This window comes from Pseudomonas sp. lyk4-R2A-8 (genome assembly GCF_030209095.1).
In the GTDB taxonomy this organism is placed as follows: domain Bacteria; phylum Pseudomonadota; class Gammaproteobacteria; order Pseudomonadales; family Pseudomonadaceae; genus Aquipseudomonas; species Aquipseudomonas quebecensis.
The window spans coordinates 204,350-230,606 of the sequence record NZ_JARVSS010000003.1; the positions used below are offsets into that span (position 1 = coordinate 204,350).

33 protein-coding genes are annotated in these 26,257 nt (G+C 59.9%); 19 read left to right on the forward strand and 14 right to left on the reverse strand.

Annotated features, from left to right (window positions below; translation table 11 throughout):
• The first annotated feature begins 97 nt into the window (after positions 1 to 97).
• From QRN10_RS04330 to QRN10_RS04350, 5 genes are read left to right on the forward strand one after another with little or no spacing between them, the layout of a single operon-like run.
• On the forward strand, positions 98 to 493 hold the full coding sequence (locus tag QRN10_RS04330) for a FagA protein (RefSeq protein WP_181080625.1): 396 nt from the start codon (positions 98 to 100) through the stop codon (positions 491 to 493).
• Positions 486 to 1,862 (forward strand): class II fumarate hydratase, encoded by a 1,377-nt coding sequence (locus tag QRN10_RS04335; RefSeq protein ID WP_181080626.1) that lies wholly within the window; start codon positions 486 to 488, stop codon positions 1,860 to 1,862. The genes QRN10_RS04330 and QRN10_RS04335 overlap by 8 nt, the downstream gene beginning before the upstream one ends.
• A 26-nt stretch (positions 1,863 to 1,888) precedes the next feature.
• A complete protein-coding gene (locus QRN10_RS04340; RefSeq protein ID WP_181080627.1) occupies positions 1,889 to 2,317 on the forward strand; it encodes a DUF2753 family protein in 429 nt (142 codons plus the stop codon).
• A 1-nt stretch (position 2,318) separates the two neighbouring features.
• Complete coding sequence (locus QRN10_RS04345) at positions 2,319 to 2,930, forward strand: superoxide dismutase (RefSeq protein ID WP_253510480.1); 612 nt, start codon at positions 2,319 to 2,321, stop codon at positions 2,928 to 2,930.
• Between the two features lie 33 nt (positions 2,931 to 2,963).
• Positions 2,964 to 3,857: a ZIP family metal transporter gene (locus QRN10_RS04350; RefSeq protein ID WP_181080629.1), complete on the forward strand. Its 894-nt coding sequence runs from the start codon at positions 2,964 to 2,966 to the stop codon at positions 3,855 to 3,857.
• 12 nt (positions 3,858 to 3,869) lie between these two features.
• Here QRN10_RS04350 and QRN10_RS04355 read toward each other — a convergent pair whose 3' ends face one another.
• From QRN10_RS04355 to QRN10_RS04400, 10 genes are all read right to left on the reverse strand, one after another.
• Positions 3,870 to 4,142, reverse strand: a complete 273-nt coding sequence (locus QRN10_RS04355; RefSeq protein WP_181080630.1) for an HPr family phosphocarrier protein — start codon at positions 4,140 to 4,142, stop codon at positions 3,870 to 3,872.
• A gap of 16 nt (positions 4,143 to 4,158) precedes the next feature.
• Positions 4,159 to 5,016, reverse strand: a complete 858-nt coding sequence (gene rapZ, locus QRN10_RS04360) for an RNase adapter RapZ (protein ID WP_181080631.1) — start codon at positions 5,014 to 5,016, stop codon at positions 4,159 to 4,161.
• A 2-nt stretch (positions 5,017 to 5,018) separates the two neighbouring features.
• Positions 5,019 to 5,483, reverse strand: coding sequence for a PTS IIA-like nitrogen regulatory protein PtsN (gene ptsN, locus QRN10_RS04365; protein ID WP_181080632.1), 465 nt, complete (start codon positions 5,481 to 5,483; stop codon positions 5,019 to 5,021).
• 10 nt (positions 5,484 to 5,493) lie between these two features.
• Positions 5,494 to 5,799, reverse strand: coding sequence for a ribosome hibernation-promoting factor, HPF/YfiA family (hpf, locus tag QRN10_RS04370; RefSeq protein WP_027604812.1), 306 nt, complete (start codon positions 5,797 to 5,799; stop codon positions 5,494 to 5,496).
• Positions 5,800 to 5,874: 75 nt separating this feature from the next.
• A complete protein-coding gene (locus QRN10_RS04375) occupies positions 5,875 to 7,368 on the reverse strand; it encodes an RNA polymerase factor sigma-54 (protein ID WP_285427906.1) in 1,494 nt (497 codons plus the stop codon).
• 184 nt (positions 7,369 to 7,552) lie between these two features.
• Entirely contained in the window at positions 7,553 to 8,278 is a 726-nt protein-coding gene (gene lptB, locus QRN10_RS04380; protein ID WP_048723959.1) for an LPS export ABC transporter ATP-binding protein, read from the reverse strand.
• Positions 8,278 to 8,811, reverse strand: coding sequence for a lipopolysaccharide transport periplasmic protein LptA (lptA, locus tag QRN10_RS04385; protein WP_034095915.1), 534 nt, complete (start codon positions 8,809 to 8,811; stop codon positions 8,278 to 8,280). Before lptA ends, lptB begins: the two co-directional genes overlap by 1 nt.
• Positions 8,798 to 9,370 (reverse strand): LPS export ABC transporter periplasmic protein LptC, encoded by a 573-nt coding sequence (gene lptC / locus QRN10_RS04390; protein WP_181080634.1) that lies wholly within the window; start codon positions 9,368 to 9,370, stop codon positions 8,798 to 8,800. Before lptC ends, lptA begins: the two co-directional genes overlap by 14 nt.
• A gap of 8 nt (positions 9,371 to 9,378) precedes the next feature.
• Positions 9,379 to 9,903, reverse strand: coding sequence for a KdsC family phosphatase (locus tag QRN10_RS04395; protein WP_181080635.1), 525 nt, complete (start codon positions 9,901 to 9,903; stop codon positions 9,379 to 9,381).
• Positions 9,904 to 10,878, reverse strand: coding sequence for a KpsF/GutQ family sugar-phosphate isomerase (locus QRN10_RS04400; protein WP_285427907.1), 975 nt, complete (start codon positions 10,876 to 10,878; stop codon positions 9,904 to 9,906). It lies immediately after the preceding gene.
• A gap of 300 nt (positions 10,879 to 11,178) precedes the next feature.
• On the opposite strand from QRN10_RS04400, the gene QRN10_RS04405 reads away from it, so the two are divergent.
• The 10 genes from QRN10_RS04405 (at position 11,179) to hisC (ending at position 19,285) form a co-directional block, all read left to right on the forward strand.
• A complete protein-coding gene (locus QRN10_RS04405) occupies positions 11,179 to 11,988 on the forward strand; it encodes an ATP-binding cassette domain-containing protein (protein ID WP_105520876.1) in 810 nt (269 codons plus the stop codon).
• On the forward strand, positions 11,988 to 12,785 hold the full coding sequence (gene mlaE / locus QRN10_RS04410; protein WP_167417298.1) for a lipid asymmetry maintenance ABC transporter permease subunit MlaE: 798 nt from the start codon (positions 11,988 to 11,990) through the stop codon (positions 12,783 to 12,785). Before QRN10_RS04405 ends, mlaE begins: the two co-directional genes overlap by 1 nt.
• A complete protein-coding gene (gene mlaD, locus QRN10_RS04415) occupies positions 12,785 to 13,252 on the forward strand; it encodes an outer membrane lipid asymmetry maintenance protein MlaD (protein ID WP_181080638.1) in 468 nt (155 codons plus the stop codon). The genes mlaE and mlaD overlap by 1 nt, the downstream gene beginning before the upstream one ends.
• 11 nt (positions 13,253 to 13,263) lie before the next feature.
• The gene (locus QRN10_RS04420) at positions 13,264 to 13,911 is read left to right on the forward strand and encodes an MlaC/ttg2D family ABC transporter substrate-binding protein (protein ID WP_181080639.1); all 648 of its coding nucleotides are present in this window, start codon (positions 13,264 to 13,266) and stop codon (positions 13,909 to 13,911) included.
• Complete coding sequence (locus tag QRN10_RS04425; protein ID WP_181080640.1) at positions 13,908 to 14,213, forward strand: STAS domain-containing protein; 306 nt, start codon at positions 13,908 to 13,910, stop codon at positions 14,211 to 14,213. The genes QRN10_RS04420 and QRN10_RS04425 overlap by 4 nt, the downstream gene beginning before the upstream one ends.
• Before the next feature lie 114 nt (positions 14,214 to 14,327).
• Complete coding sequence (locus tag QRN10_RS04430) at positions 14,328 to 14,567, forward strand: BolA family protein (protein ID WP_010567702.1); 240 nt, start codon at positions 14,328 to 14,330, stop codon at positions 14,565 to 14,567.
• Between the two features lie 23 nt (positions 14,568 to 14,590).
• The gene (gene murA / locus QRN10_RS04435) at positions 14,591 to 15,856 is read left to right on the forward strand and encodes a UDP-N-acetylglucosamine 1-carboxyvinyltransferase (RefSeq protein WP_181080641.1); all 1,266 of its coding nucleotides are present in this window, start codon (positions 14,591 to 14,593) and stop codon (positions 15,854 to 15,856) included.
• 292 nt (positions 15,857 to 16,148) lie between these two features.
• Positions 16,149 to 16,784: an ATP phosphoribosyltransferase gene (gene hisG, locus QRN10_RS04440; protein ID WP_003188599.1), complete on the forward strand. Its 636-nt coding sequence runs from the start codon at positions 16,149 to 16,151 to the stop codon at positions 16,782 to 16,784.
• A gap of 125 nt (positions 16,785 to 16,909) precedes the next feature.
• Positions 16,910 to 18,229 carry a histidinol dehydrogenase gene (hisD, locus tag QRN10_RS04445; RefSeq protein ID WP_285427909.1) on the forward strand — a complete coding sequence of 440 codons (1,320 nt, stop codon included), beginning with the start codon at positions 16,910 to 16,912 and terminating at the stop codon, positions 18,227 to 18,229.
• Between the two features lie 3 nt (positions 18,230 to 18,232).
• The gene (gene hisC / locus QRN10_RS04450; protein WP_253510489.1) at positions 18,233 to 19,285 is read left to right on the forward strand and encodes a histidinol-phosphate transaminase; all 1,053 of its coding nucleotides are present in this window, start codon (positions 18,233 to 18,235) and stop codon (positions 19,283 to 19,285) included.
• Between the two features lie 63 nt (positions 19,286 to 19,348).
• On the opposite strand, the gene QRN10_RS04455 is transcribed toward hisC, so the two are convergent.
• Together QRN10_RS04455 and upp are read right to left on the reverse strand one after the other, a co-directional pair.
• Positions 19,349 to 20,623, reverse strand: a complete 1,275-nt coding sequence (locus QRN10_RS04455) for a uracil-xanthine permease family protein (protein ID WP_034095928.1) — start codon at positions 20,621 to 20,623, stop codon at positions 19,349 to 19,351.
• A 2-nt stretch (positions 20,624 to 20,625) separates the two neighbouring features.
• Positions 20,626 to 21,264, reverse strand: a complete 639-nt coding sequence (gene upp / locus QRN10_RS04460; protein ID WP_181080644.1) for a uracil phosphoribosyltransferase — start codon at positions 21,262 to 21,264, stop codon at positions 20,626 to 20,628.
• 163 nt (positions 21,265 to 21,427) lie between these two features.
• Here upp and QRN10_RS04465 point away from each other — a divergent pair, with 163 nt between their 5' ends.
• From QRN10_RS04465 to QRN10_RS04475, 3 genes are all read left to right on the forward strand, one after another.
• Complete coding sequence (locus QRN10_RS04465) at positions 21,428 to 21,985, forward strand: hypoxanthine-guanine phosphoribosyltransferase (RefSeq protein WP_181080645.1); 558 nt, start codon at positions 21,428 to 21,430, stop codon at positions 21,983 to 21,985.
• Between the two features lie 3 nt (positions 21,986 to 21,988).
• Complete coding sequence (locus QRN10_RS04470; protein ID WP_253510491.1) at positions 21,989 to 22,456, forward strand: WbuC family cupin fold metalloprotein; 468 nt, start codon at positions 21,989 to 21,991, stop codon at positions 22,454 to 22,456.
• A 109-nt stretch (positions 22,457 to 22,565) separates the two neighbouring features.
• Positions 22,566 to 22,853 (forward strand): PA4642 family protein, encoded by a 288-nt coding sequence (locus tag QRN10_RS04475; protein ID WP_181080647.1) that lies wholly within the window; start codon positions 22,566 to 22,568, stop codon positions 22,851 to 22,853.
• Positions 22,854 to 22,921: 68 nt separating this feature from the next.
• Here QRN10_RS04475 and mqo read toward each other — a convergent pair whose 3' ends face one another.
• A complete protein-coding gene (mqo, locus tag QRN10_RS04480) occupies positions 22,922 to 24,430 on the reverse strand; it encodes a malate dehydrogenase (quinone) (protein WP_285427910.1) in 1,509 nt (502 codons plus the stop codon).
• Between the two features lie 728 nt (positions 24,431 to 25,158).
• A complete protein-coding gene (locus tag QRN10_RS04485; protein ID WP_181080649.1) occupies positions 25,159 to 25,392 on the reverse strand; it encodes a hypothetical protein in 234 nt (77 codons plus the stop codon).
• A 196-nt stretch (positions 25,393 to 25,588) separates the two neighbouring features.
• Here QRN10_RS04485 and QRN10_RS04490 point away from each other — a divergent pair, with 196 nt between their 5' ends.
• Positions 25,589 to 26,173 (forward strand): YajG family lipoprotein, encoded by a 585-nt coding sequence (locus tag QRN10_RS04490; RefSeq protein ID WP_181080650.1) that lies wholly within the window; start codon positions 25,589 to 25,591, stop codon positions 26,171 to 26,173.
• The last annotated feature ends 84 nt before the right edge of the window (positions 26,174 to 26,257 follow it).

The window sequence follows — 26,257 nt, forward strand, 5'->3', positions numbered from 1 at the left end:
CTTTTTTTTGGCGTTTGAAAAGTCGATTCCGGTGCAGTGCTTGTTTTGATTCTCAATATCATCTAATAATAAATCTCATTACCGAGCGAGTGAGATCATGAGTTCTGTCCTGCATGAAGATCCTTATCTGGAGAGCTGGCGTTGGATGAGTCGCCAGATTCGCTGCGGGCTGGACCCTGATGAGCCGCGCCTGATCGAGCATTACCTGAGCGAAGGGCGGTACCTGGCGTGCTGCACCGCGACCCACCCGTGGACGGTCGCCGAAACTTCATTTCGTCTGCTGATCGACACCGCCAACGATATTGCCTTGCCCTGGCATTGGCGTTCCCAGTGCCTTGATCAGGCCTGGCGCCCACTGCGCGACCTGGAAAAGCTTTCTCATTGTGCCTGCCGCCTCAAGCGCTGGCAGGCCTTTGCCTGGCAGTTGGCGACTTGCCAGTTGCTGCCGTCCATACCCGTTTCTGACCTGGCGCAAGGATCCTCCGATGAGTAACACCCGTATCGAACGCGACAGCATGGGCGAACTGCATGTGCCCGCCGATGCCCTGTATGGTGCGCAAACCCAGCGCGCGGTGAACAACTTCCCGATCAGCCACCGTCCCATGCCCGCCCAGTTCATTCGCGCGCTGATCCTGGTCAAGGCCGCGGCCGCCAAGGTCAACGTAGACCTCAAGCAAATCGGCGAGGGGCAGGGCAAAGCCATCGTCGATGCCGCTCAAGGCTTGTTGGAAGGCGAATACATGCGCCACTTCCCGGTGGATATCTTCCAGACGGGCTCCGGCACCAGCTCCAACATGAATGCCAATGAAGTGATCGCCACGCTGGCCAGCCGTTTGCTGGGGGAAGTGGTCAACCCCAATGACCATGTGAACTGCGGCCAGAGCAGCAACGACGTCATTCCTACCACGATCCACGTGAGTGCGGCGCTTGTTCTGCATGAGCAAACGCTGCCGGCCCTGCTGCATCTGGTGCAAGTGATCGAGCGCAAGGCCGAGCAGGTTCATCCGTTCATCAAGACCGGCCGTACCCACCTGATGGACGCCATGCCGGTACGCATGAGTCAGGTGCTCACTGGCTGGGCGCAACAACTCAAGGCCAATATCGGCCACTTGCAGGACTTGCTGCCGAGTCTCCAAGCCTTGGCCCAAGGGGGGACTGCGGTGGGCACGGGCATCAACGCGCACCCGCAATTCGCGGCGCGCTTCAGCCAGCAGCTCAGCAGCCTGACCGGCGTCCAGTTCACGCCCGGCAAACATCTGTTCGCGTTGATCGGTTCCCAGGACACCGCCGTCGCCGTGTCCGGCCAGTTGAAAGCCACTGCAGTGTCGCTGATGAAAATCGCCAACGACCTGCGTTGGATGAACTCCGGCCCGCTGGCAGGCCTGGGCGAGATTGAGTTGGAGGGGTTGCAGCCGGGCTCGTCGATCATGCCGGGCAAGGTCAATCCGGTGATCCCTGAGGCGACAGCGATGGTGGCTGCGCAGGTGATCGGCAATGACACGGTGATCACCGTCGCTGGGCAGTCAGGCAATTTCGAGCTGAACGTGATGCTGCCGATCATCGCTCAGAACCTGCTCAGCAGCCTGGAATTGCTGGCCAATTCCAGCCGCCTGCTGGCTGACAAGGCCATCGCCAGCTTCAAGGTGAACGAGGACAAACTCAAAGAGGCGCTGTCGCGCAATCCGATCCTGGTGACGGCGCTCAACCCCATCATCGGCTACCAGAAGGCCGCTGAAATTGCCAAAAAGGCTTATCAGCAGGGGCGTCCGGTGATTGACGTGGCTGTTGAGCACACCGACCTGCCGCGCAGCCAATTGGAAGTCCTGTTGGATCCGGAAAAACTCACCGCCGGCGGCGTGTAATCGCCAACCTGCTTTGGAGACTCACCATGGAGCACTGGAAACGCACGATCGAACGGGCCAACCGCTGCTTTATGCAGGGTGATTGGGTGGACGCGCGCGAGGCCTATCTGCAAGCCCTGGCCCTGGCCCTAGTGCTGTTCGAGCGCTGGGCCGATGCCGAAGAGGCCGTCGCGGCCTGCGTTATTTCACATCACAACCTGGCGGACCTGCACCTGCGCCTCAACCAGCCGGAGGAAAGCGCGGAATACTTGTGCGCCATCCACCAGCGCCTGCTGCAGGCCATGCAGGACTCGCGTCTTACGCCGCAGCTGCGTGAAGCGGCGCTGCGCCAGAGCAGTAAAACCTACGTTGAGCTGTTGAACTTCATCAGCGACCACGGCGAGTACCCGCGTACCCATCGCTTGCTGGGAGGTACTGCAGCGCACCCCACGCCTTCTCAATACGGAGCACATTGATATGACCTACACCTTGCCTGCCTTGCCCTATGCCTACGATGCCCTGGAACCGCATATCGATGCGCAAACCATGGAGATTCACTACACCAAGCATCACCAGACCTACATCAATAACTTGAACGCGGCGGTAGAGGGCACGGAGTTCGCCGCTTGGCCAATAGAGAAACTGGTGTCGAGTGTGCAGCAATTGCCGGAAAAAATGCGCGCGGCGGTGATCAACCAAGGCGGCGGCCACGCCAACCACTCATTGTTCTGGGCGGTAATGTCGCCTCAAGGTGGTGGCAAGCCCGAGGGCGCACTGAGCAAAGCGATTGATGAGCAGCTGGGCGGCTTCGACAACTTCAAGGAGGCGTTCACCAAAGCTGCGCTGACGCGTTTCGGCAGCGGCTGGGCCTGGCTGAGCGTCACTGCGCAAAAGACCCTGGTGGTGGAAAGCAGCGGCAACCAGGACAGCCCGTTGATGAGCGGTAACACCCCGATCCTTGGCCTGGATGTCTGGGAGCACGCCTATTACCTGCGTTACCAGAACCGCCGCCCGGAATACATCAATGCTTTCTACAGCGTTATCAACTGGCCGGAAGTCGCCGCCCGCTATCAGGCTGCTCTGGCCTGACACCCTTCTTCATAACAAGCACTAAGGCCGATTATGGGCACTGAAACACTGGCGATTGGCAGCGTGCGATTGTTTCGCTATGCGTTTGGCTCGCTGCTGCTGTTGGCAGGCACTGCCTTGCTGGTGGCCCACGGGCTGGCTTGGCTCGATCTTGAGCCGCGCATCCTGCGTGCCTTACAGGGTGGTTCCATTTGCGCATTGGGCACGGCGCTGGGCGCGGTGCCGGTATTAGTGATTCGGCGCATGCCGATGGCCTTGAGCGATACCTTGCTGGGCTTTGGCGCTGGCGTGATGCTGGCAGCCACTGCGTTTTCGTTGATCGTACCGGGGATTGCGGCAGCTGAAGGGCTGGGGCTGTCCCCCTGGGCCGCCAGTGGCCTGGTCAGTTCTGGCATCATCCTGGGCGCCTTCGGCCTTTATCTGGTTGACCGAAAGGTCTCAAGCGCCAGCCCGGAAATGCTGGTGGGTACGCCGGAGCAACCGGTGATCCCGCCGCGCATCTGGCTGTTCGTGTTCGCGATCATTGCCCATAACATTCCGGAGGGCATGGCCGTGGGCGTTTCCGCCGGGGGCGGCATGCCGGATGCCGACAGTCTGGCCATGGGCATCGCCTTGCAGGATGTACCCGAAGGCCTGGTGATAGCGTTGGTGCTGGCCGGCGCCGGGATGTCGCGGGTCAAGGCGTTCATGGTGGGTGCCGCCTCAGGCTTGGTCGAGCCAGTGTTCGCCGTGCTCTGCGCCTGGCTGGTAAGCCTGGCCGAGGTGCTGCTGCCCTTGGGCCTGGCCTTGGCGGCTGGGGCCATGCTGCTGGTGGTGACTCACGAAGTTATCCCGGAGTCGCGCCGCAATGGCCACGAAAAGCTCGCGAGCCTGGGGCTGTGTATCGGGTTTTGCTTGATGATGGTGATGGATACGGCGTTGGGATGAAGCGTCAGCGAATTATTCCCCTTCGTCGAAGAAGTTGTTGATCAACGCCTCCAAGGCCTTCATTGCCTCTTCTTCCTGCTCGCCTTCGGTCTCAAGGTGAATCTTGGTGCCCTTGCCGGCTGCCAGCATCATCATGGCCATGATGCTTTTACCGTCGACCATGGACTCGCGGGTACGCCCTGCGCGGATCTTGCAAGGGAATTGTCCGGCCACACCGACGAACTTGGCCGAGGCCCGGGCGTGAAGGCCCAATTTGTTGATGATTTCAATTTCACGTGCGGGCATCGCGGGGGTGTTCCTTTCAGCTGAGGTCGCGGTGGCGTACCTGGACATTCTTGAGGGTTTGTTGCAGCACCTGGCCCAGGCGTTCGGTCAGGTAGACGGAACGGTGATGGCCTCCGGTGCAGCCGATGGCGATGGTGACATAGGCGCGGTTGCTTGCAGCGAAGCGCGGCAGCCACTTGAGCAGGTAGCTGGAGATGTCCTGAAACATATCCTGCACATCCGGCTGCGCCGCCAGATAATCGATCACCGGCTGATCCAGGCCTGATTGGTCACGCAGTTCAGGCTTCCAATAAGGATTGGGCAGGCAACGCACATCGAACACCAGGTCGGCGTCTACCGGCATGCCACGCTTGAATCCAAAGGACTCGACGAGAAACGCCGTGCCGGGCTCAGGCTGGTTCAGCAGGCGCAGCTTGATAGCGTCGCGTAGCTGGTACAGGTTGAGGCTGGTGGTATTGATCTTGAGGTCGGCCAGATCGATGATCGGCCCCAACAGCTTCGTTTCGTCCTCAATGGCCTCGGCCAGGGAACGATGCGGGCTGCTGAGCGGGTGGCGACGGCGGGTTTCGGAGAAACGCTTGAGCAGGGTTTCCTCATCCGCATCCAGATACAGCACATCGCAATGTATATGCTTGGCCCGCACTTCTTCCAACAGTTCCGGGAACCGTGAAAGGTGGCTGGGCAGATTGCGGGCATCAATCGATACGGCCACCAGCGGCTGCGCCAGCTCGGTGTGAATCAGCGCGCGCTCCGCCAATTCGGGCAGCAGGCCCGCAGGCAGGTTATCAATGCAGTAGAAACCGCTGTCCTCAAGCACATTGAGGGCGGTGCTCTTACCCGAGCCGGAGCGGCCGCTGACGATGATCAAACGCATGATTACTGCCCGTTTTGCTCATCCAGGACAACCTGATACAGCGCGTCATTGCTGCTGGCGCTGCGGAGTTTGTTACGCACTTCCTTGCGATCGAGCATGCTGGCGATCTGCCGAAGCAGTTCCAGGTGCGCATCGGTAGCGGCTTCCGGGACCAGCAGCACAAACAGCAGGTCGACCGGGGCGCCGTCGATGGCGTCGAAATCGATGGGGGCTTCCAGGTGCAGCAGGGCACTGATGGGATCCGTGCACCCTTTGAGGCGACAGTGGGGTATCGCGATGCCGTTACCAAAGCCGGTGGAACCGAGCTTTTCACGAGCGATGAGAGCCTCGAAGACATCTTGCATTTCGAGGCCCGGCACTTCGCGAGCGATCAGGTTGGCAATTTGTTCGAGGGCTTTTTTCTTGCTGCCGCCCGGCGCGTTCACAAGGGAACGGCCGGGGGTCAGGATGGATTCAAGTCGGATCATGGGGGGAGAGTTAGCGACCTGTGCCTTGGAGCAGGCTCAGATTCTTTTCCTTATGCTTTTTAAGTTGGCGGTCCAGCTTGTCGGTGAGCAAGTCTATCGAGGCGTACATGTCTTCATGCTCTGCGTTGGCAACCACTTCGCCACCGGGTATCTGGAGGGTCGCTTCGATTTTCTGCTGAAGCTTGTCGACCTTCATGATGACCTGCACGTTGGTGATCTTGTCGAAATGTCCTTCAAGCTTCCTCAGCTTCTGCTCGACGTAGTCGCGCAGTGGCGGGGTGACTTCTACATGGTGTCCACTGATATTGACTTGCATACAGCTTCTCCTTCGTTGCCAGTGCATAAAGCGACGGGCAAAAATACCCGTCACTGGAACGCTATGGCCCGCCCGTCACATCAAACGCTTACGCTCGCTGGAAGGCGCGATCCCAAGGGACTCGCGGTACTTGGCGACGGTTCGACGGGCGACCTGAATGCCTTGTGCCTCCAGTAAACCAGCGATCTTGCTGTCACTCAACGGCTTTTTCTGATTTTCCGCGGCAACCAGTTTTTTGATGATCGCGCGGATCGCCGTGGACGAGCATTCGCCGCCTTCAGAGGTACTCACGTGGCTGGAGAAAAAGTATTTCAGCTCGTAGATACCCCGTGGGGTATGCATGAATTTCTGCGTGGTCACCCGGGAAATCGTTGACTCGTGCATGCCTACCGCCTCGGCGATGTCATGCAGTACCAGCGGCTTCATCGCTTCGTCGCCATACTCCAGGAAGCCGCGCTGATGTTCGACGATCTGGGTCGCGACTTTCATCAGGGTTTCGTTGCGGCTCTGCAGGCTCTTGATGAACCAGCGCGCTTCCTGCAACTGGTTGCGCATGAAGGTGTTGTCGGCGCTGGTGTCGGCGCGGCGCACGAACCCGGCATATTGCGGGTTGACCCGCAGACGCGGCACCGATTCCTGGTTCAGCTCCACCAACCAGCGCTCGTTGTCCTTGCGCACGATGACATCGGGGACCACGTATTCGGCTTCGCTCGACTCGATCTGCGAGCCGGGACGAGGGTTGAGGCTTTGCACCAGCTCGATGACCTGGCGCAGTTCGTCTTCCTTGAGCTTCATGCGGCGCATCAACTGGCTGTAGTCGCGGCTGCCAAGCAGGTCGATGTAGTCGGTGACCAGGCGCTGGGCTTCGACCAGCCAGGGTGTTTTGGCCGGCAGTTGACGCAATTGCAGCAGCAGGCATTCGCTGAGCGTGCGCGCGCCAATACCGGCAGGCTCGAACTGCTGGATGCGGTGCAGGACGGCTTCGATTTCGTCCAGCTCGATATCCAGTTCCGGGTCGAACGCCTCGAGAATCTCCTCGAGACTCTCGTCCAGGTAGCCCTGGTTGTTGATGCAGTCGATCAGGGTTACGGCGATCAGGCGATCGGTGTCCGACATCGGTGCCAGGTTCAACTGCCACAACAGATGGCTTTGCAGGCTCTCTCCGGCGGATGTGCGGGTGGTGAAATCCCACTCGTCGTCGTCACTGCTGGGCAGGCTGCTGGCGCTGGTCTGATAGACGTCCTCCCAGGCGGTGTCCACGGGAAGCTCGTTGGGAATGCGTTCGTTCCATTCGCCTTCCTCCAGGTTGTCCACCGTGGGGGCGGTTTCCTGATAGGAAGGTTCCTGCACGTCGGAATTGGGTTTTTGCTCGATGTTGTCGGCCAATGGGTCTGCATTGTCGAAGTCGTCGCCTTCTTCCTGGCGTTCGAGCATCGGATTGGACTCCAGGGCCTCCTGGATTTCCTGTTGCAGATCCAAGGTCGACAATTGGAGCAGGCGGATGGCCTGTTGCAGCTGCGGTGTCATCGTCAGCTGCTGGCCCATTCTCAGGACTAGCGATGGTTTCATGGCAGGGGCTTAACACCTTATTCGCCGGCGCAATGCGCCATCCACGACAGGGCGCGTGAGCGCCAAACATAAGCAAATTATATGCCTGATATCGGGGGCTTTGCCTAGAGCGCGGTAACAATAAAAAACCGGGGTTTTCATTGACTCCCGCGCACCTTGGCAAACGGCCGTGACACCACGGTGTTTACAGGCGGAATTCGTGACCCAGGTACACTTCCTTGACCAGCTCGTTGGCCAGGATGGTGGCTGAATCGCCTTCGGCAATCAGCTGTCCATCGTTGACGATATAAGCCGTTTCGCAGATATCGAGTGTTTCACGGACGTTGTGGTCGGTGATCAACACGCCAATGCCCTTGGCCTTGAGGTGGTGGATGATCTGCTTGATGTCGCCGACCGAAATCGGGTCGACGCCGGCAAACGGCTCGTCCAGCAGGATGAACTTGGGCGCAGTGGCCAATGCCCGAGCGATTTCCACGCGGCGGCGCTCGCCACCGGACAGGCTCATGCCCAGGTTGTCGCGAATATGGTTGATATGGAATTCCTGCAGCAGGCTTTCCAGTTCTGCGCGACGGCCGTCGCGGTCGAGTTCCTTGCGGGTCTCAAGGATCGCCATGATGTTGTCGGCTACCGAGAGTTTGCGGAAGATCGAAGCTTCCTGGGGAAGATAGCCGATACCGGCACGGGCACGGCCGTGCATCGGTTGATGGCTGACATCCAGGTCGTCGATCAGTACGCGCCCTTGGTCGGCCTGGACGAGGCCGACGATCATATAGAAGCAGGTCGTCTTGCCGGCGCCGTTGGGGCCGAGCAAACCGACGATTTGGCCGCTGTCGATCGACAGGCTGACATCGCGCACGACCTGACGGCTTTTATAGGCCTTGGCCAGATGCTGGGCTTTCAGGGTTGCCATTACTCGGCCTTCTTCTTCGGCTGGATAACCATGTCGATGCGTGGGCGCGGCGCGCTGACCTTGGTGCCGTTGGCACGACCCGCCTGGGCGACCTGGGTCTTGGTGTTGTAGACGATCTTCTCGCCTTCGGTGGAGTTACCGTCGGCGCTCAGCACCTTGGCCTGATCGATCAGCACAATGCGGTTCTGCTGCGCATGATACTGGATGGTCTTGCCATAGCCCTTCATCGGGCCTGGATCTTCTGCCTTTTGCTTCTGTTCGAAGTAGGCAAGGTTGCCCACCGACGTCACCACGTCGATGTCGCCTGCCGGGGTGCGCGTCAGGGTTACCGTGTTACCGGTGATCTTCATCGAGCCCTGGATAATGATTACGTCACCTTTATAGGTGGCGACGCCTTGCTTGTCATCCAGCTGCGCATCGTCAGCCTGGATACGGATAGGCTGCTCGCTATCGTTCGGCAGAGCCCAGGCGCTCACGCTTCCCAGTGCTGCGCCAAGACCGAGCAAAATCGGGAGAGTTTTAACGAGCCTCATACTGTCCTCTTACGTTCGATAGCAGGTGTATCCTGCTTTCTTTCAAATACGCTTTCATTCCCTTGCCAGTCGATACACCGCCAGCGCCGTCGATTCTAACGTCTTGCTCGGTCTGCGCATATTGCTGTTGTGGGAATACGGTCATGCGACTGCTGGTAATAATCGTGTCGCGGTTCTGGGCGTCAGTGCGTGCGACGCGCACCGAGTCGATCAGTTCGACCTGGGTACCGTCCGGGTTGACCTCGCCATGCTTGCTGGTCACATGCCACGGAAACTCCGTGCCGCGGTACAGGTTCAAGTCCGGGTTGGTCAGCAGGGTGACTTCGGAGGCCTTCAGGTGCTCGACTTTGTCCGAGGTCATCTCGTACTGCACCTTGCCGTCCGGCAGGAACTGCACGCTGTAGGCGTTGGTGGCGTAATAGTCGATAGCGCCCTCATCGACCTGCGCGGCAGGCTGGTCGAGAAAGCGCTCCGGGCTGATATTCCAGTAGCCCACCGCCAGGAACAGCGCGGCGATCACCCCGAATAACAGGAAGTTGCGAATCTTTTTGCTCAGCATATAACGCTCTATAGGTAGGCGGCGTGAGCCGCTTCAAGGCGGCCCTGGGCGCGCAGGATCAATTCGCAGAACTCGCGTGCGGCACCTTCGCCGCCACGGGCCGTGGTTATGCCGTGGGCATGTTCGCGAACGAATGTCGCGGCATTGGCCACTGCCATGCCCAGACCGACCCGACGAATGACCGGCAGGTCGGGCAGGTCATCACCGAGGTAAGCGACCTGCTCATAGCTTAGATTGAGTTGGCCCAGGAGCTCGTCCAGAACCACCAGTTTATCCTCGCGGCCCTGATACAGGTGAGCAATCCCCAGGTTTTGTGCGCGACGTTCCACAACCGGGGTTTTTCGACCGCTGATAATTGCGGTTTGCACCCCTGCCGCTATCAACATCTTGATGCCCTGGCCATCGAGGGTGTTGAAGGTCTTGAACTCGCTGCCGTCTTCGAGAAAGTACAGGCGACCGTCGGTCAGTACGCCGTCGACGTCAAAAATGGCCAGCTTGATGTGCTTGCCGCGTTGCAACAGGTCGCTGCTCATTTACATCACTCCCGCACGCAGCAAGTCGTGCATGTTCAGGGCGCCGATCGGGTGGTTGTCGCTATCGACCACCACCAGTGCGCCGATCTTGTGGTCTTCCATGATCTTCAAGGCTTCTGCGGCCAGCATCTCGGGACGCGCCGTCCTGCCGTGGGGCGTCATCACCGCGTCGATGGTTGCGGTATGGATATCAATGGTGCGGTCCAGCGTGCGCCGCAGGTCACCGTCCGTGAATACCCCGGCCAGGCGCCCATCGGTTTCGAGGATCACGGTCATGCCCAGACCCTTGCGGGTCATTTCCATCAGCGCATCCTTGAGCAGGGTGCCACGCGGTACATGGGGTAACTCATCGCCCGAATGCATGACGTTTTCGACTTTCAGCAACAGGCGTCGGCCGAGCGCGCCGCCCGGGTGGGAAAACGCGAAATCTTCGGCGGTGAACCCGCGGGCTTCCAGCAATGCCACGGCCAGTGCATCCCCCATCACCAGCGCGGCGGTGGTGGAGGAGGTCGGTGCCAGGTTCAGCGGGCAGGCCTCGTGGGCCACATGCACATTCAGGTTCACTTCGGCAGCCTTGGCCAGGGTCGACTCCGGGTTGCCGGTGATGCTGATCATCTGGATGCCCAGGCGTTTGATCAGCGGCAACAGGGTGACGATTTCGTTGGTGGTCCCCGAGTTGGACAGCGCCAGGATGATGTCATCCTTGGTGATCATGCCCATGTCGCCGTGGCTGGCTTCGGCCGGGTGCACGAAAAACGCGGTGGTGCCGGTGCTGGCCAGGGTGGCGGCAATCTTGTTGCCGACATGGCCCGACTTGCCCATGCCAACCACCACCACGCGGCCCTTGCTGGCCAGAATCATCTCGCAGGCGCGTACAAAATCCGCGTCGATATGGGCCAGCAAGCCTTCCACGGCTTCAAGCTCGAGGCGAATAGTGCGCTGTGCGGATTGAATAAGGTCGCTGGATTGGCTCATGTCTGAAATCGTATAGCCTGACGAAAAGTCGGCGATTATAGCGGTAATGATCAATTCCCTCACGCAAGTTCGTCAGGCTTTATTCTGCCGATGCCTGAGATTCACGCCCGGCAACGTTTTTTCCCTGTCTCTTATCTGAACTGGCGCAGTTCCGGCCTTGGGGGCGTTGTACCAGCAGTGCTATAGTTCGCCGCCAGTTCGGTCCGCTCAGCCCACGTGGCTATATATATTGCGCAACCGTTGCAAACGTTTGTCGCAGAGGTGGTGTCTGAGTGAGAAGCTGCATCCCAAGGAGTTTAGATGAGTGCCGATAACGCCTACGCGGTCGAGCTGAAGGGACTGACCTTCAAGCGCGGGACGCGCAGCATCTTCAATAACGTCGATATTCGCATTCCACGCGGCAAGGTCACGGGCATCATGGGGCCTTCCGGTTGCGGCAAGACCACCCTGCTGCGCTTGATGGGCATGCAATTGCGCCCCAGTGCCGGTGAAGTGTGGGTCAACGGCCAGAACCTGCCGACCCTGTCGCGCAGTGATCTGTTCGATGCGCGCAAGCACATGGGCGTGCTGTTTCAGAGTGGGGCACTGTTCACTGACCTTGATGTTTTCGAGAACGTGGCATTTCCACTGCGGGTGCACACCCAGCTTTCGGACGAAATGATTCGCGACATTGTGCTGCTCAAGCTGCAGGCCGTGGGCCTTCGCGGCGCCATTGACCTGATGCCCGACGAGCTGTCCGGGGGCATGAAGCGTCGTGTCGCCCTGGCCCGTGCTATTGCGCTCGACCCGCAGATCCTCATGTACGACGAGCCTTTTGTCGGCCAGGACCCTATCGCCATGGGCGTGCTGGTACGCCTGATCCGGCTGCTCAATGATGCGCTGGGCATCACCAGTATCGTGGTCTCCCACGACCTGGCGGAAACCGCGAGCATTGCCGACTACCTCTACGTCGTGGGCGATGGTCAGGTACTGGGGCAGGGTACGCCTGAAGAGCTGATGAATGCCGACAACCCGCGCATTCGTCAATTCATGACCGGCGATCCGGATGGCCCGGTGCCTTTTCACTTTCCGGCAGCGGATTACCGCGCAGATCTTCTGGGGAAGCGCTGATGCGCAAAACATCTCTTATCGAAAAGGTTCGCCTTTTCGGTCGCTCGGGCATCGACATCGTCGAAGTGCTGGGCCGCTCGACGATTTTTCTGTTTCACGCCTTGCTCGGCCGCGGCGGCATTGGCGGCGGTTTTGGCCTGTTGATCAAGCAACTGCATGCCGTCGGCGTGATGTCCCTGGTGATCATTGTGGTCTCCGGGGTGTTCATCGGCATGGTGCTGGCATTGCAGGGCTTCAATATCCTGTCCAGCTACGGCTCGGAGCAGGCGGTGGGGCAGATGGTTGCCCTGACGCTGCTGCGCGAGCTGGGGCCGGTGGTCACCGCGTTGCTGTTCGCCGGGCGCGCGGGTTCCGCGCTGACCGCCGAAATCGGCAATATGAAGTCCACCGAGCAGTTGTCCAGCCTGGAAATGATCGGCGTCGACCCGCTCAAATACATTGTTGCCCCGCGCCTGTGGGCCGGCTTCATATCCCTGCCACTGCTGGCGATGATCTTCAGCGTGGTCGGTATCTGGGGCGGTTCCTGGGTGGCGGTGGACTGGCTGGGCGTCTACGACGGTTCCTACTGGGCCAACATGCAGAACAGCGTCACCTTCAACGGTGATGTACTCAACGGCATTATAAAGAGCATCGTCTTTGCCTTTGTCGTGACGTGGATTGCCGTATTCCAAGGCTACGACTGTGAGCCCACTTCAGAAGGGATCAGTCGCGCCACCACCAAGACCGTTGTGTACGCCTCGCTGGCGGTACTGGGCCTTGACTTCATTTTGACCGCCTTGATGTTTGGAGATTTCTGATGCAAAACCGCACTGTGGAAATCGGTGTCGGCCTTTTCTTGCTGGCTGGCATCCTGGCTTTACTGTTGCTGGCCCTGCGGGTCAGTGGCCTGTCGGCCAGCCCCACCGCCGACACTTATAAACTTTACGCCTACTTCGACAATATCGCCGGTTTGACTGTCAGAGCTAAAGTGACCATGGCCGGCGTGACGATCGGCAAGGTCACGGCAATCGATCTGGATCGCGACAGTTTCACCGGTCGAGTGACGATGCAACTGGACAAGAAGGTCGACAACCTGCCGATCGACTCCACTGCGTCTATCCTCACTGCGGGTCTGCTGGGCGAGAAATACATCGGTGTCAGCGTGGGCGGGGAAACAGCCCTGCTCAAGGATGGTTCGACCATCCACGACACGCAGTCGTCGCTGGTGCTTGAAGACCTGATCGGAAAATTTTTGCTCAATACGGTCAATAAAGACGCCAAATGAGGACTCTGTACATGATCTCTACCTTGCGACGTGGCCTTCTGGTACTGCTTGCAGCGCTGCCATTGATGGCCAACGCGGCGGGTTCTGCGCACGATCTGGTGCAGGACACGACCAACAAAATGTTGGCTGATCTGACCGCCAACAAAGAACAGTACAAGCAAGACCCGAGTAAGTTCTATGATGCGCTCAACAGCATTGTCGGACCGGTGGTGGATGCCGAAGGCATTTCCCGCAGCATCATGACGGTCAAGTATTCGCGCAAGGCGACCCCTGAGCAGATGCAGCGCTTCCAGGAAAACTTCAAGCGCGGCCTGTTCCAGTTCTATGGCAATGCGTTGCTCGAGTACAACAACCAGGGCATTACCGTTGCACCCGCCGGCGATGAGTCGGGTGATCGCACCAGCGTGAACATGAGCGTCAAGGGCAACAACGGTGCCGTCTACCCTGTCCAGTACACCCTGGAGAAGGTCAAGGGCGAATGGAAGTTGCGTAACGTGATCATCAACGGCATCAACATCGGCAAGCTGTTCCGTGATCAGTTCGCCGACGCCATGCAGCGCAATGGCAACGACCTGGACAAGACCATCAATGGTTGGGCCGGTGAAGTCGCCAAGGCCAAGGAAACGTCCGACAAAGAAGCCGGGAAGGCTGCGCAATGACCGAGTCGGCTGTGCGTCTTGGCGACGCCGGTGAGTTATTCCTCAGCGGCGTGCTGGATTACCGCACCGGGCCTGACCTGCGCAAGCAGGGGCAGGCGTTGATCAAGACCAGTACCGCGCCCGCGCTGGTACTGGACTGTTCGGCGGTGACCAAATCCAGCAGTGTCGGCCTGTCGTTGCTGCTGTGCTTCATGCGCGATGCCGAGGCGGCCCAAAAAACCGTCAGCATCCGTGCGTTACCTGAAGACATGCGCGAAATTGCCGAAGTTTCCGGTCTGACCGAGCTGTTGGCGCATCCTTAATACACGTCTTCAAGCAAGCCCCCCGTCAGAGTCCTGCTATGCGGGGTTCGCAGGCGCGGGGCTTTTTTGTATGATGTGCGACCCGCGCGCACTGGGCGCCGATAGAGGTTGAGCATGCAGGCCCTAGAAGTTAAGAGCTTCCTTGAAGGAAAGCTGCCGAATACTGAGGTTGCAGTTGAAGGCGAAGGCTGCAATTTCCAGCTGAACGTGATTAGCGATGAACTGGCGGCATTGAGCCCGGTCAAGCGTCAGCAGCAGATCTATGCCCATTTGAACCCGTGGATCACCGATGGCAGCATCCATGCGGTCACTATGAAATTTTTCAGCCGCGCGGCCTGGGCCGAGCGCACCTGAGCCCCCAAGGCGTCGAGATTCTTATGGATAAATTGATTATTACCGGCGGTGCCCGCCTTGATGGCGAGATCCGCATTTCCGGTGCGAAAAACTCCGCCTTGCCGATCCTGGCAGCGACCCTGCTGTGCGATGGCCCGGTCACCGTGGCCAACCTGCCGCACCTGCATGACATCACCACCATGATCGAGCTGTTCGGTCGCATGGGCATCGAGCCGGTGATCGACGAGAAACTCGCTGTCGAAATCGACCCGCGTACCATCAAGACCCTGATCGCACCGTACGAGCTGGTGAAAACCATGCGTGCGTCGATCCTGGTACTGGGCCCGATGGTTGCCCGTTTCGGCGAAGCCGAAGTGGCACTGCCTGGCGGTTGCGCCATCGGTTCGCGTCCGGTAGACCTGCACATTCGTGGCCTGGAAGCCATGGGCGCGATCATCGACGTCGAAGGCGGCTACATTAAGGCCAAGGCGCCGGAAGGCGGCCTGCGTGGCGCGAGCTTCTTCTTCGATACCGTCAGCGTGACCGGTACCGAGAACATCATGATGGCCGCTGCCCTGGCCAACGGTCGCAGCGTCCTGCAAAACGCCGCGCGCGAGCCGGAAGTGGTCGACCTGGCCAACTTCCTGAACGCCATGGGTGCGAAGGTTTCCGGCGCCGGCACCGACACCATCACCATTGATGGCGTAGAGCGTCTGCACACCGCAACCTACAAGGTCATGCCTGACCGGATCGAGACCGGCACCTACCTGGTTGCCGCCGCCGTCACCGGTGGTCGCGTCAAGGTCAAGGATACCGATCCGACCATCCTGGAAGCGGTCCTGGAAAAACTCCGCGAAGCCGGTGCCGAAATCACCTGCGGCGAAGACTGGATCGAGCTGGACATGCACGGCAAGCGGCCAAAAGCCGTCAATGTGCGTACCGCTCCGTACCCGGCGTTCCCGACCGACATGCAGGCGCAGTTCATTTCCTTGAACGCGATTGCCGAAGGCACCGGTGCCGTGATCGAGACCATCTTCGAAAACCGTTTCATGCATGTTTATGAGCTGCACCGCATGGGCGCGAAGATCCAGGTTGAAGGTAACACTGCCATCGTCACCGGTATCGACAAGCTCAAGGGCGCGCCAGTCATGGCCACCGACCTGCGCGCATCGGCCAGCCTGGTGATCTCCGCGTTGTGTGCGGACGGTGACACCTTGATCGATCGCATCTACCACATAGACCGTGGTTACGAGTGCATCGAGGAAAAACTGCAGATGCTCGGCGCGAAAATCCGCCGAGTACCGGGCTAGTCCCGGAACTGAAAACACCGTCACTGTGGTGAGCGGGCTTGCTGTGGTGAGCGAGCTTGTTGTGGTGAGCGGGCTTGTTGTGGTGAGCGGGCTTGCCCCGCGCTGGACTGCGCAGCAGTCCCCGCTTTGGGGTCGCTACTCAACCCCGCACCGCGCAAGCCCGCTCACCACAGACGGTGTCAGTTCGCGGTATGCTGAATGTGTTCCAAATCGAGGCTGTCATGGCCTCGATCTGTGTCTGGCGCCGTTTGCGACCAGGCAGCAATAGCCTGATGAAGGATTGACGTTTCCCATGTTGACCATCGCACTGTCCAAGGGCCGCATCCTTGACGACACTTTGCCGCTTCTGGCTGAAGCGGGCATCGTGCCGACCGAGAATCCGGACAAGAGCCGCAAGCTGATCATTCCCACCACCCAGGACGACGTTCGTCTGTTGATCGTGCGGGCCACCGACGTGCCGACCTATGTTGAACATGGCGCGGCCGACCTTGGCGTCGCCGGCAAGGACGTGCTGATGGAATATGGTGGCCAGGGCTTGTACGAACCGCTGGACCTGCGTATTGCCCTGTGCAAGTTGATGACCGCCGGCCGCGTCGGTGACGTTGAACCCAAGGGCCGCCTGCGTGTGGCCACCAAGTTCGTCAACGTCGCCAAGCGCTACTACGCCGAGCAAGGCCGTCAGGTCGACATCATCAAACTCTACGGCTCCATGGAGCTGGCGCCACTGATCGGCCTGGCCGACAAGATCATCGACGTGGTCGATACCGGCAACACCCTGCGTGCCAACGGTCTCGAACCACAGGATTTCATCGCTGACATCAGCTCCCGCCTGATCGTCAACAAGGCATCAATGAAGATGCAGCACGCCCGAATCCAGGCGTTGATCGACACCCTGCGCAAGGCAGTGGAGTCTCGACACCGCGGTTGACTCACCCGCGCGGCCATAGGCTGCGCCCGTCTATCCGCCTCATAGCCAGAATTCTCAGGTGCCCAAGCGGAGCGAACGGTAGTTTAGGGCGCCTGAGTTTTTGCCAATCCTATGAGGCCCTCGCTATGACCACGTCCACTGCAATTGCCCGACTCAACGCTGCCGACCCGGATTTCGCCCATCATCTGGATCATTTGCTGAGTTGGGAAAGCGTGTCCGACGACTCGGTCAACCAGCGGGTGCTCGACATCATCAAGGCGGTGCGCGAGCGCGGTGACGCGGCGCTGGTGGATTTCACCCGTCAGTTCGACGGTCTCGACGTGCAGTCCATGGCCGACCTGATCCTGCCGCGTGAACGCCTGGAGCTGGCGCTGACCCGCATTACCGTGCCGCAGCGCGAAGCCCTCGAAGTGGCGGCGGCGCGAGTGCGCAGCTACCACGAGCAACAAAAACAGGACTCCTGGAGCTACACCGAAGCCGACGGCACGGTGCTGGGCCAGAAGGTCACGCCACTGGATCGTGCCGGCCTGTACGTGCCGGGTGGCAAGGCGTCGTACCCGTCGTCCGTTTTGATGAATGCGATTCCTGCCAAGGTGGCGGGCGTGACTGAAGTCGTCATGGTGGTGCCCACCCCGCGCGGTGAAATCAACGAGCTGGTGCTGGCCGCTGCCTGTATTGCCGGTGTCGACCGTGTATTCACCATCGGCGGTGCCCAAGCGGTTGCGGCGCTGGCTTATGGCACCGAAAGTGTGCCGAAGGTCGACAAGGTCGTTGGTCCCGGCAACATCTACGTCGCCACTGCCAAGCGCCATGTATTTGGCCAGGTCGGTATCGATATGATTGCCGGTCCTTCGGAGATCCTGGTGGTGTGCGATGGCCAGACCGACCCGGATTGGATCGCCATGGACCTGTTCTCCCAGGCCGAGCATGACGAAGACGCCCAGGCGATCCTGGTCAGCCCGGATGCCGAGTTCCTCGACAAGGTCGCCGCCAGCATCGATAAGTTGCTGCCGACCATGGAACGTGCCGAAATCATCGAGAAATCAATCAATGGTCGTGGCGTGCTGATTCTGGTGCAGGACATGGAACAGGCCATTGAAGTGGCCAACCGCATCGCGCCGGAGCATCTGGAATTGTCGGTGGCCGACCCCCAGGCCTGGCTGCCGTCGATTCGTCATGCCGGTGCGATCTTCATGGGGCGTCATACCAGCGAAGCCTTGGGTGACTACTGTGCCGGCCCCAATCACGTGCTGCCGACTTCCGGCACCGCGCGATTTTCGTCGCCGCTGGGGGTTTATGACTTCCAGAAGCGCTCGTCAATCATCTTCTGCTCGCCACAAGGCGCATCCGAGCTGGGCAAGACCGCGTCGGTGCTGGCCCGTGGTGAGTCCCTGAGCGCTCACGCCCGTAGCGCCGAGTATCGAATCCTGGATGAGGGGAAATAACACATGAGCAAATTCTGGAGTCCCTTCGTCAAGGATCTGGTGCCTTACGTACCCGGCGAGCAACCGAAGCTGACCAAGTTGGTCAAGCTCAACACCAACGAGAACCCGTACGGCCCATCGCCCAAGGCGTTGGCCGCCATGCAGGCCGAGTTGAACGATGACCTGCGTTTGTACCCGGACCCCAACAGCGACCTGCTCAAACAGGCCGTGGCCAGGTATTACGCGATCGATGCTGGCAAAGTGTTCCTCGGCAACGGCTCCGACGAAGTGCTGGCGCACATCTTCCACGGCCTGTTCCAGCACGAGCTGCCGCTGCTGTTCCCGGACATCAGCTACAGCTTTTATCCGGTGTACTGCGGCCTCTACGGCATCCAGTCGGCGCCGGTGCCATTGGACGAGCAGTTTCAGATCCGCACGGCGGACTACGCCAGACCCAATGGCGGGATCATCTTCCCCAACCCGAATGCGCCAACCGGTTGTGTAATGGCTCTGGACGCGGTGGAGCAGATCCTCAAGGCCAGCCCGGATTCGGTGGTAGTGGTGGATGAAGCCTATATCGACTTTGGCGGCGAAACCGCCATCAGCCTGGTGGACCGCTACCCGAACCTGTTGGTGACCCAGACCCTGTCCAAATCGCGCTCACTCGCCGGTTTGCGCGTAGGCCTGGCGGTGGGCCACCCGGACCTGATCGAAGCGCTGGAGCGGGTCAAGAACAGCTTCAATTCCTATCCGCTGGATCGCCTGGCAATTGTCGGCGCGGCGGCGGCGTTCGACGATCGTGAATACTTCGAGAAAACCTGTCAGCAGGTGATCGACAGCCGCCACCAATTGGTCGTGCAGCTGGAAGCTAAGGGGTTTGAGGTGCTGCCGTCAGCGGCCAATTTCATCTTTGCCCGCCACCCACGCCACGATGCAGCCGGACTGGCAGCCAAGTTGCGCGAGCAAGGGGTGATCGTGCGCCACTTCAAGCAGGCGCGGATTGCCCAGTTCCTGCGGATCAGCATCGGTACACCGGAGCAGAACCAGGCGTTGATCGATGGGTTGGGTGAGCTCTGACATCCACTGAAATCAAATGTGGGAGGGGGCAAGCCCCTCCCACATTGGTGGGTGCGTCGGCAGTTAGATCAACGGCTCATCCGGTTTCTTGTTCTTCCAGCCATCATTGCCCGGCAGCAACAGGTTCAAGCCAATCGCTACCACGGCACACAGGGCAATGCCCTTCAAGCCGAAGTCATCCGGGCCGGTGCCGGTACCGACCAACACGCCGCCAATCCCGAACACCAGGGTTACCGACACAATCACCAGATTGCGCGCCTCACCCAGGTCGATCTTGTGGCGGATCAGGGTGTTCATGCCCACGGCGGCAATCGAACCGAACAACAGGCACAGAATCCCGCCCATCACCGGCACCGGGATGCTTTGCAGCAGTGCGCCGAATTTGCCGATAAATGCCAGGCTGATGGCAAAGATAGCCGCCCAGGTCATGATTTTCGGGTTGTAGTTCTTGGTCAGCATCACCGCGCCGGTCACTTCGGCGTAGGTGGTGTTCGGCGGGCCGCCAAACAGGCCGGCGGCCGTGGTGGCGATGCCGTCACCCAGCAAGGTGCGATGCAGGCCAGGTTTTTTCAGGTAGTCGCGTCCGGTCACGCTGCCTACTGCAATCACACCGCCGATATGTTCGATCGCCGGGGCCAGGGCCACCGGGACGATAAACAGGATCGCCTGCCAGTTGAATTCCGGCGCGGTGAAGTGGGGTAGAGCGAACCAGGGTGCGGCGGCGATCTTCGCGGTATCGACGACGCCAAAGTAGAACGACATGGCAAACCCCACCAGCACGCCGGAGATAATCGGCACCAGGCGAAAAATGCCCTTGCCGAATACCGCCACGATCAGCGTGGTCAGCAGCGCCGGCATCGAGATCATCATCGCCGTCTGGTAATGGATCAGCTCGGCACCGTCGCCGGACTTGCCCATGGCCATGTTTGCGGCGATCGGTGCCATGGCCAGCCCGATGGAGATGATCACCGGCCCGATTACCACCGGCGGCAGCAGCCGGTCGATAAAGCCGGTGCCTTTGATCTTCACCGCCAGGCCCAGGAACGTATACACGAAGCCGGCCGCCATCACGCCGCCCATGGTCGCCGCGAGGCCGAACTGGCCCTTGGCGAGGATGATCGGGGTGATGAAGGCAAAACTCGATGCCAGGAACACTGGCACCTGTCGCCCGGTCACCACCTGGAACAACAACGTGCCCAGGCCGGCGGTGAACAGCGCGACGTTTGGATCAAGACCTGTGATCAGTGGCATCAACACCAGCGCGCCAAATGCCACGAAGAGCATTTGTGCGCCAGACAGGATCTGGCGCCAAAGCGGGTCGTTGAATTCATCCTGCATGCTCACGCGTCCTTCTGCTTGGTGCCGAAGATCTTGTCACCCGCATCGCCCAGGCCGGGGATGATGTAGCCGTGTTCGTTCAAGCGTTCATCGATGGAGGCGGTATAGATCTGCACGTCCGGGTGCGCACTCTCGACGGCGGCGATGCCTTCGGGCGCGGCCACCAGCACCATGGCGCGGATGTCCTTGCAACCGGCCTTTTTCAGCAGGTCGATGGTGGCGACCATGGAACTGCCGGTGGCGAGCATCGGGTCGATGATCATCGCCAGGCGCTCATTGATTTCCGGAACGAGTTTTTCCAGGTAGGTGTGAGCCTGCAGCGTCTCTTCATTGCGGGCCACGCCCACGGCGCTGACCTTGGCGCCCGGAATCAGGCTGAGCACGCCTTCAAGCATGCCGATACCGGCGCGCAGGATCGGGACCACGGTGATTTTCTTACCGGCGATCTTCTCGACCTGGACGGGACCGGCCCAACCTGGGATCTCGTAGCTCTCCAGTGGCAAATCCTTGGTGGCTTCGTAAGTGAGCAGCGCTCCGACTTCCTGAGCAAGCTCACGGAAATTCTTCGTGCTGATGTCGGCGCGGCGCATAAGGCCGAGTTTGTGTCGGATCAGCGGGTGGCGGATCTCGCGAGTGGGCATGGGAAAGGCTCCGGCGGCGGGCAAAAAAACCGGCCTAGATTAATCTATCCGAGGGTGTTGTCCTATAGACATCTAGTACGTTAGTCCATTAAGGCTTGCCCGCAGCGCATGAGAAGCGTACCTTCGCCCGCTTTTCTTGCCACAGCACCCCTTGGAGAGCGCCATGTCCGCTGATCTCGAGCATATCCGTCAAATCATGCGCGAGGCTGACTGCCTGTACACCGAAGCGCAAGTCGAAGAAGCGATCGCCAAGGTCGGCGCACACATCACTCGCGAAATGGCCGACACCAACCCGGTGGTGTTCTGTGTGATGAACGGCGGCCTGATCTTCGCCGGCAAGCTGCTGACTCACCTGCACTTCCCACTGGAAGCGTCCTACCTGCACGCTACCCGCTATCGCAATGAAACCAGCGGCGGCGACCTGTTCTGGAAGGCCAAGCCGGAAGTCTCGTTCATCGATCGTGACGTGCTGATCATCGACGATATCCTCGATGAAGGTCACACCCTGGGTGCGATTATCGACTTCTGCAAACACGCCGGCGCACGTAAAGTGCACACCGCCGTACTGATCGACAAGGACCACGACCGCAAGGCCCGTCCCGAGTTGAAAGCCGATTTCGTCGGCCTGCCGTGCATCGACCGCTATATTTTCGGTTACGGTATGGATTACAAAGGCTACTGGCGCAACGCCAATGGTATTTACGCCGTCAAAGGGATGTAACGCATGGCCCGCTTTCTGGATCAGACACTGTTCACCGAACTGGCCGAGAAAGCGGCCGCCAGCCCCCGTGGGCGGCATCATCATAACTTCCATGACATGGATGAGCCTTGCCATCGCATGGCGGTGGGCCTGCAACCCTGCACCTACGTGCCTCCTCACCGCCATCTCAGCGCGGACAAGGCGGAAACCCTGCTTGTGCTCCAGGGCCGTCTGGGCCTGCTGGTGTTCAACGACAACGGCGAAGTGATCGCCAGGCGCGTGATGCAGGCCGGCAGCGAATGCGCCGGCGTCGATCTGCAGCCGGGGGTGTTCCATGGTCTGGTGGTGCTGCAGCCCGACACCGTGATGTTCGAATGCAAGGCCGGGCCCTATCGACCGGTCGGCGAGGGTGAGCTCGCGCACTGGGCGCCCCGGGAGGGCGATGCCGGCGTCGCCGAGTATCAACGCTGGATGCTTGCCCAGTTCGATTGAACGGCAGTGCCGGGCCGCCCTGTCACATGGGGCCAGCAGCGCTTTCGAAGCCTGCGTTGCGCAGGTAGACTTCAAACCCCGTGTAAATGTTTGCAGGCTGGAGTCGGTAATGCGTAAAGATAAGAAACAGGTGATTGGTGATGAGATCGGCGACGATCAGATCAAGTTGTTCCTGAACTTCGAACCGGTCGACGCCACTTCACCGTCCCTGCACAAACTGATCAAGGCTTACCGTGGCCTGCGTATCGACGACTTCGAGCGGTTCCTGGGGTTCTTCAAGGAAGCCGGCCTGGATCTGGATGGCAAAGACGAGCACGGCCAGACCTTCGTCGACCTGATCAAGGACCAGCGCAATGCCGCCGAGTACATCGAATTGATCGATAACGCCCGCGGCTGATTGCGTCGCGCAAAAAAAACGCCCCGTTCTCATCGTGAGAGCGGGGCGTTTTTTATTGCAGCAATGCCTTAGGCGAAGCTCTCGGCCTCGTTGCTCTGCTCAACCAGTTCCAGGCTGATGTTGTTCTGCGCGTTGATCCTGCGATACAGCTCGGCGTCGGTCTCCAGCACTTTTTCGCGCGCCGGGAAGATCTCGTGCAGCTTGGCTGCCCATTCGCCGCTGGCCTTGGCCGGGAAGCAGCGCTCGATCAGTTCCAGCATGATCGACACAGTCACCGACGCGCCTGGGGAGGCGCCCAGCAGCGCTGCCAGCGTACCGTCCTTGGCCGCGACCAGCTCGGTGCCGAATTGCAGCACGCCGCCTTTTTTCGGGTCTTTCTTGATGATTTGCACACGCTGGCCGGCCACTTCCAGGCGCCAGTCCTCGGCTTTCGCCTCCGGGTAGAAACGGCGCAAGGATTCCAGGCGCTGCTCCATGGACTGCATCACTTCGCTGACCAGGTACTTGGTCAGGTCCATATTGTCGCGGGCTACGGCCAGCATCGGGCCGATGTTGCCGGCGCGCACCGACAGCGGCAGATCGAGGAATGAACCGTGCTTGAGGAACTTGGTGGTAAACCCGGCGTAAGGCCCGAACAGCAGCGACTTCTTGCCATCCACCACGCGGGTGTCCAGGTGCGGCACCGACATCGGCGGCGAACCCACGGCGGCCTGGCTGTAGACCTTGGCCTGGTGATGCTTGACCACTTCGGGGTTGTCGCAACGCAGCCACTGGCCACTGACCGGGAAACCGCCAAAACCTTTGCTTTCTTCGATACCCGAGGCCTGCAGCAGCGGCAGGGCCGCACCGCCGGCGCCGAGGAACACGAACTTGGCGCCCACTTCACGACTGTTGCCGCTGTTGACGTCCTTGATGCTCACGGTCCAGCCGGCACCGTTGCGCTTGAGGCCGGTGACGCGCTTGCAGTACTTGACCTGGGCATCGGCCGAGCTGGTGAGGTGGTTGAGCAACTGATTGGTCAGGGCGCCGAAGTTGACGTCGGTGCCGTTCATGACGCGGGTAGCGGCGATTTTTTCGTCGAGCGGGCGGCCCGGCATCATCAGCGGCATCCACTCGGCCATCTCGCTGCGGTCTTCGGTGTAGTGCATGTCCGAAAACGCATGGTGCTGGCGCAGGGTCTCAAAGCGTTTCTTGAGGAACTCGACGCCTTTCTCGCCTTGCACGAAGCTCAGGTGCGGCACCGGGCTGATAAAGGATTTGGATGAGCCGAAGGTGCCCTTTTTGGTCAGGTACGCCCAGAACTGCTTCGACACCTCGAACTGGGTGTTGATGTGCACGGCTTTCTTGATGTCGATGGAGCCATCGGCGGCCTGGGGTGTGTAGTTCAATTCACACAGGCCGGCGTGGCCGGTACCGGCATTGTTCCACGGGTTGGAACTTTCCGCGGCACCCGAATCCATCAGCTCAACGACTTCCAGCTTGAGGCCGGGGTCGAGCTCCTTGAGCAGTACGGCCAGGGTGGCACTCATGATGCCGGCCCCTACCAATACAACGTCGACTGCTTCGTTATGCGCCATTTAACGCGTCTCCAAAATCTGCAGCACCAAATTGACGGCATGGCTGCCAGGAGTGACGGGGCGGTTCACGTGTTGCCCCAGGTTACCCATGGCCAGGATCGCCATGTCCGTTTCGCAATTCTTTGCAACGTCAGCACACGCTTGCTGCCTGGCCTGATCTGCCTATGAACGCATTCATGGGCGGCTGTGGCAATTCGACTTATGGTCAAAGCGTGCGATGCGTGCAATCAATCCGTAGCGGACAGGCTCAAGCTCCGGTTGTCGAGGAGCACTCGGTCCTGTGCGGTTGGGCTGTTCCAGACGCTGATGGTGCTTGTACAAACGCCAAACTATTCATTTGCTCGCCACACTCTTGTGAAGTTGTGAAAACCCGTTTTTTTCACGCTCTTTTGAAGACGTGAACCTCAAAAAAGGGCTGCCCCAGCCTGGCACCTGGCCCGCAGCTCTGCGTCGACACGCGGCAGAACGGGCAAACAACTCAAGTGGCCGAGCGCAATGGCAGCTCTGGCAGATTCGGTAAAGACGGGTGGTTTGCAGAGCAAACAGCAAGCGCGCCAGCTTCACAGGATCTGTGTGGGCGGCTCTCTGTGGGCGATTGCTGGGGTTAATACCGAGGCATTAACGGTGCTGCGAGGCCCGATCAGGAGACGTCCTTATAATCGGGGGGAGATTGTAGCGAAGAACGTCAGGGAAATGGGCGTGTTTTATGACTTTTATTAGACATTTGGTCAGGCGGCCAACGCCGGCCGGCGCGACGCCCGCTCCACGCGTGGGCTGACACGGGCATGGGCCGGCAAGGGGCGATGCATCCAGCTCAGACGAATTTCCTCGATTTCCACCCAGCCTTCGCCCACCGGTGGCTGGCTGCACTCTTTGAACGCCTGGCAGCGACCTTGCAGATCGAGCAGCGCAAACTGACGAAGCGCGGGCTTGCGGGTAAACAACGACCAGAGAAATTGCATGGCGATCAGCCTCCTGTGATTGAGGCCAAGCATGCCGGTGCGGGATGACGGAGCGATGTATCGGCTGTGACACGTGAGTGACAGCGAACCGCGCATAATGCCGCGAGTCATAGGTTGTAACTGACGCTGGTTCCCTGCGATGACCCCCCGTTATACTGGCGGCCTGTCGGTACCTGACTTTTCTGGAGAGAAGCGCATGTTGCAACGCCTGTTGTTCGGTTTGATCACTGTGACCACGCTGGCCCTGGTTGGCTGCGCCAACAGCCCGCAACAACTCAGTCCGCAACCGAAACTCACCACGCAGTTGGCGCCGGTGGGTCATGGCCAACCGGTGTCGGTGCGGGTGGTGGACGGCCGTCCGTCGCCGACCTTGGGTTCTCGTGGTGGCCTGTACCCGGAGACCGCGCTGATTTCGGTCAATGCCCAGGATGTGCTGCCCAAGCTGCAGGCCCAGGCCGAGGCGGCCGTGCGTCTGCTGGGCTTTACCCCATCCAACTCGCCGGGCGTGCCGCAGTTGACCGTTACCCTGGCTGAGTTGAAATACCAGTCGCCCAAGGAAGGCCTGTATGTGACCGAGGCTTCCATCGGCGCCACCTTCAAGTCCGACGTCAACGCCGGCACCCGCCGCTACAGCGGCCGTTATGCGGCCTCGCTCAACCAGCGTTTTGGCATGTCGCCCAACCAGGAGACCAACACCAAGCTGGTCAGCGACGTCCTGAGTGATGCCTTGACTCGTCTGTTCAAGGACCCAAGCATCGGTCAGTTGCTCAGCTCGCAATAAGCGCGTCACGAAAAACCGGGCTCAACTGGCCCAATGCCGGTCAGTTAAGAGACGGAACGGGCAACCAGTAACCTGTGGCGAGCG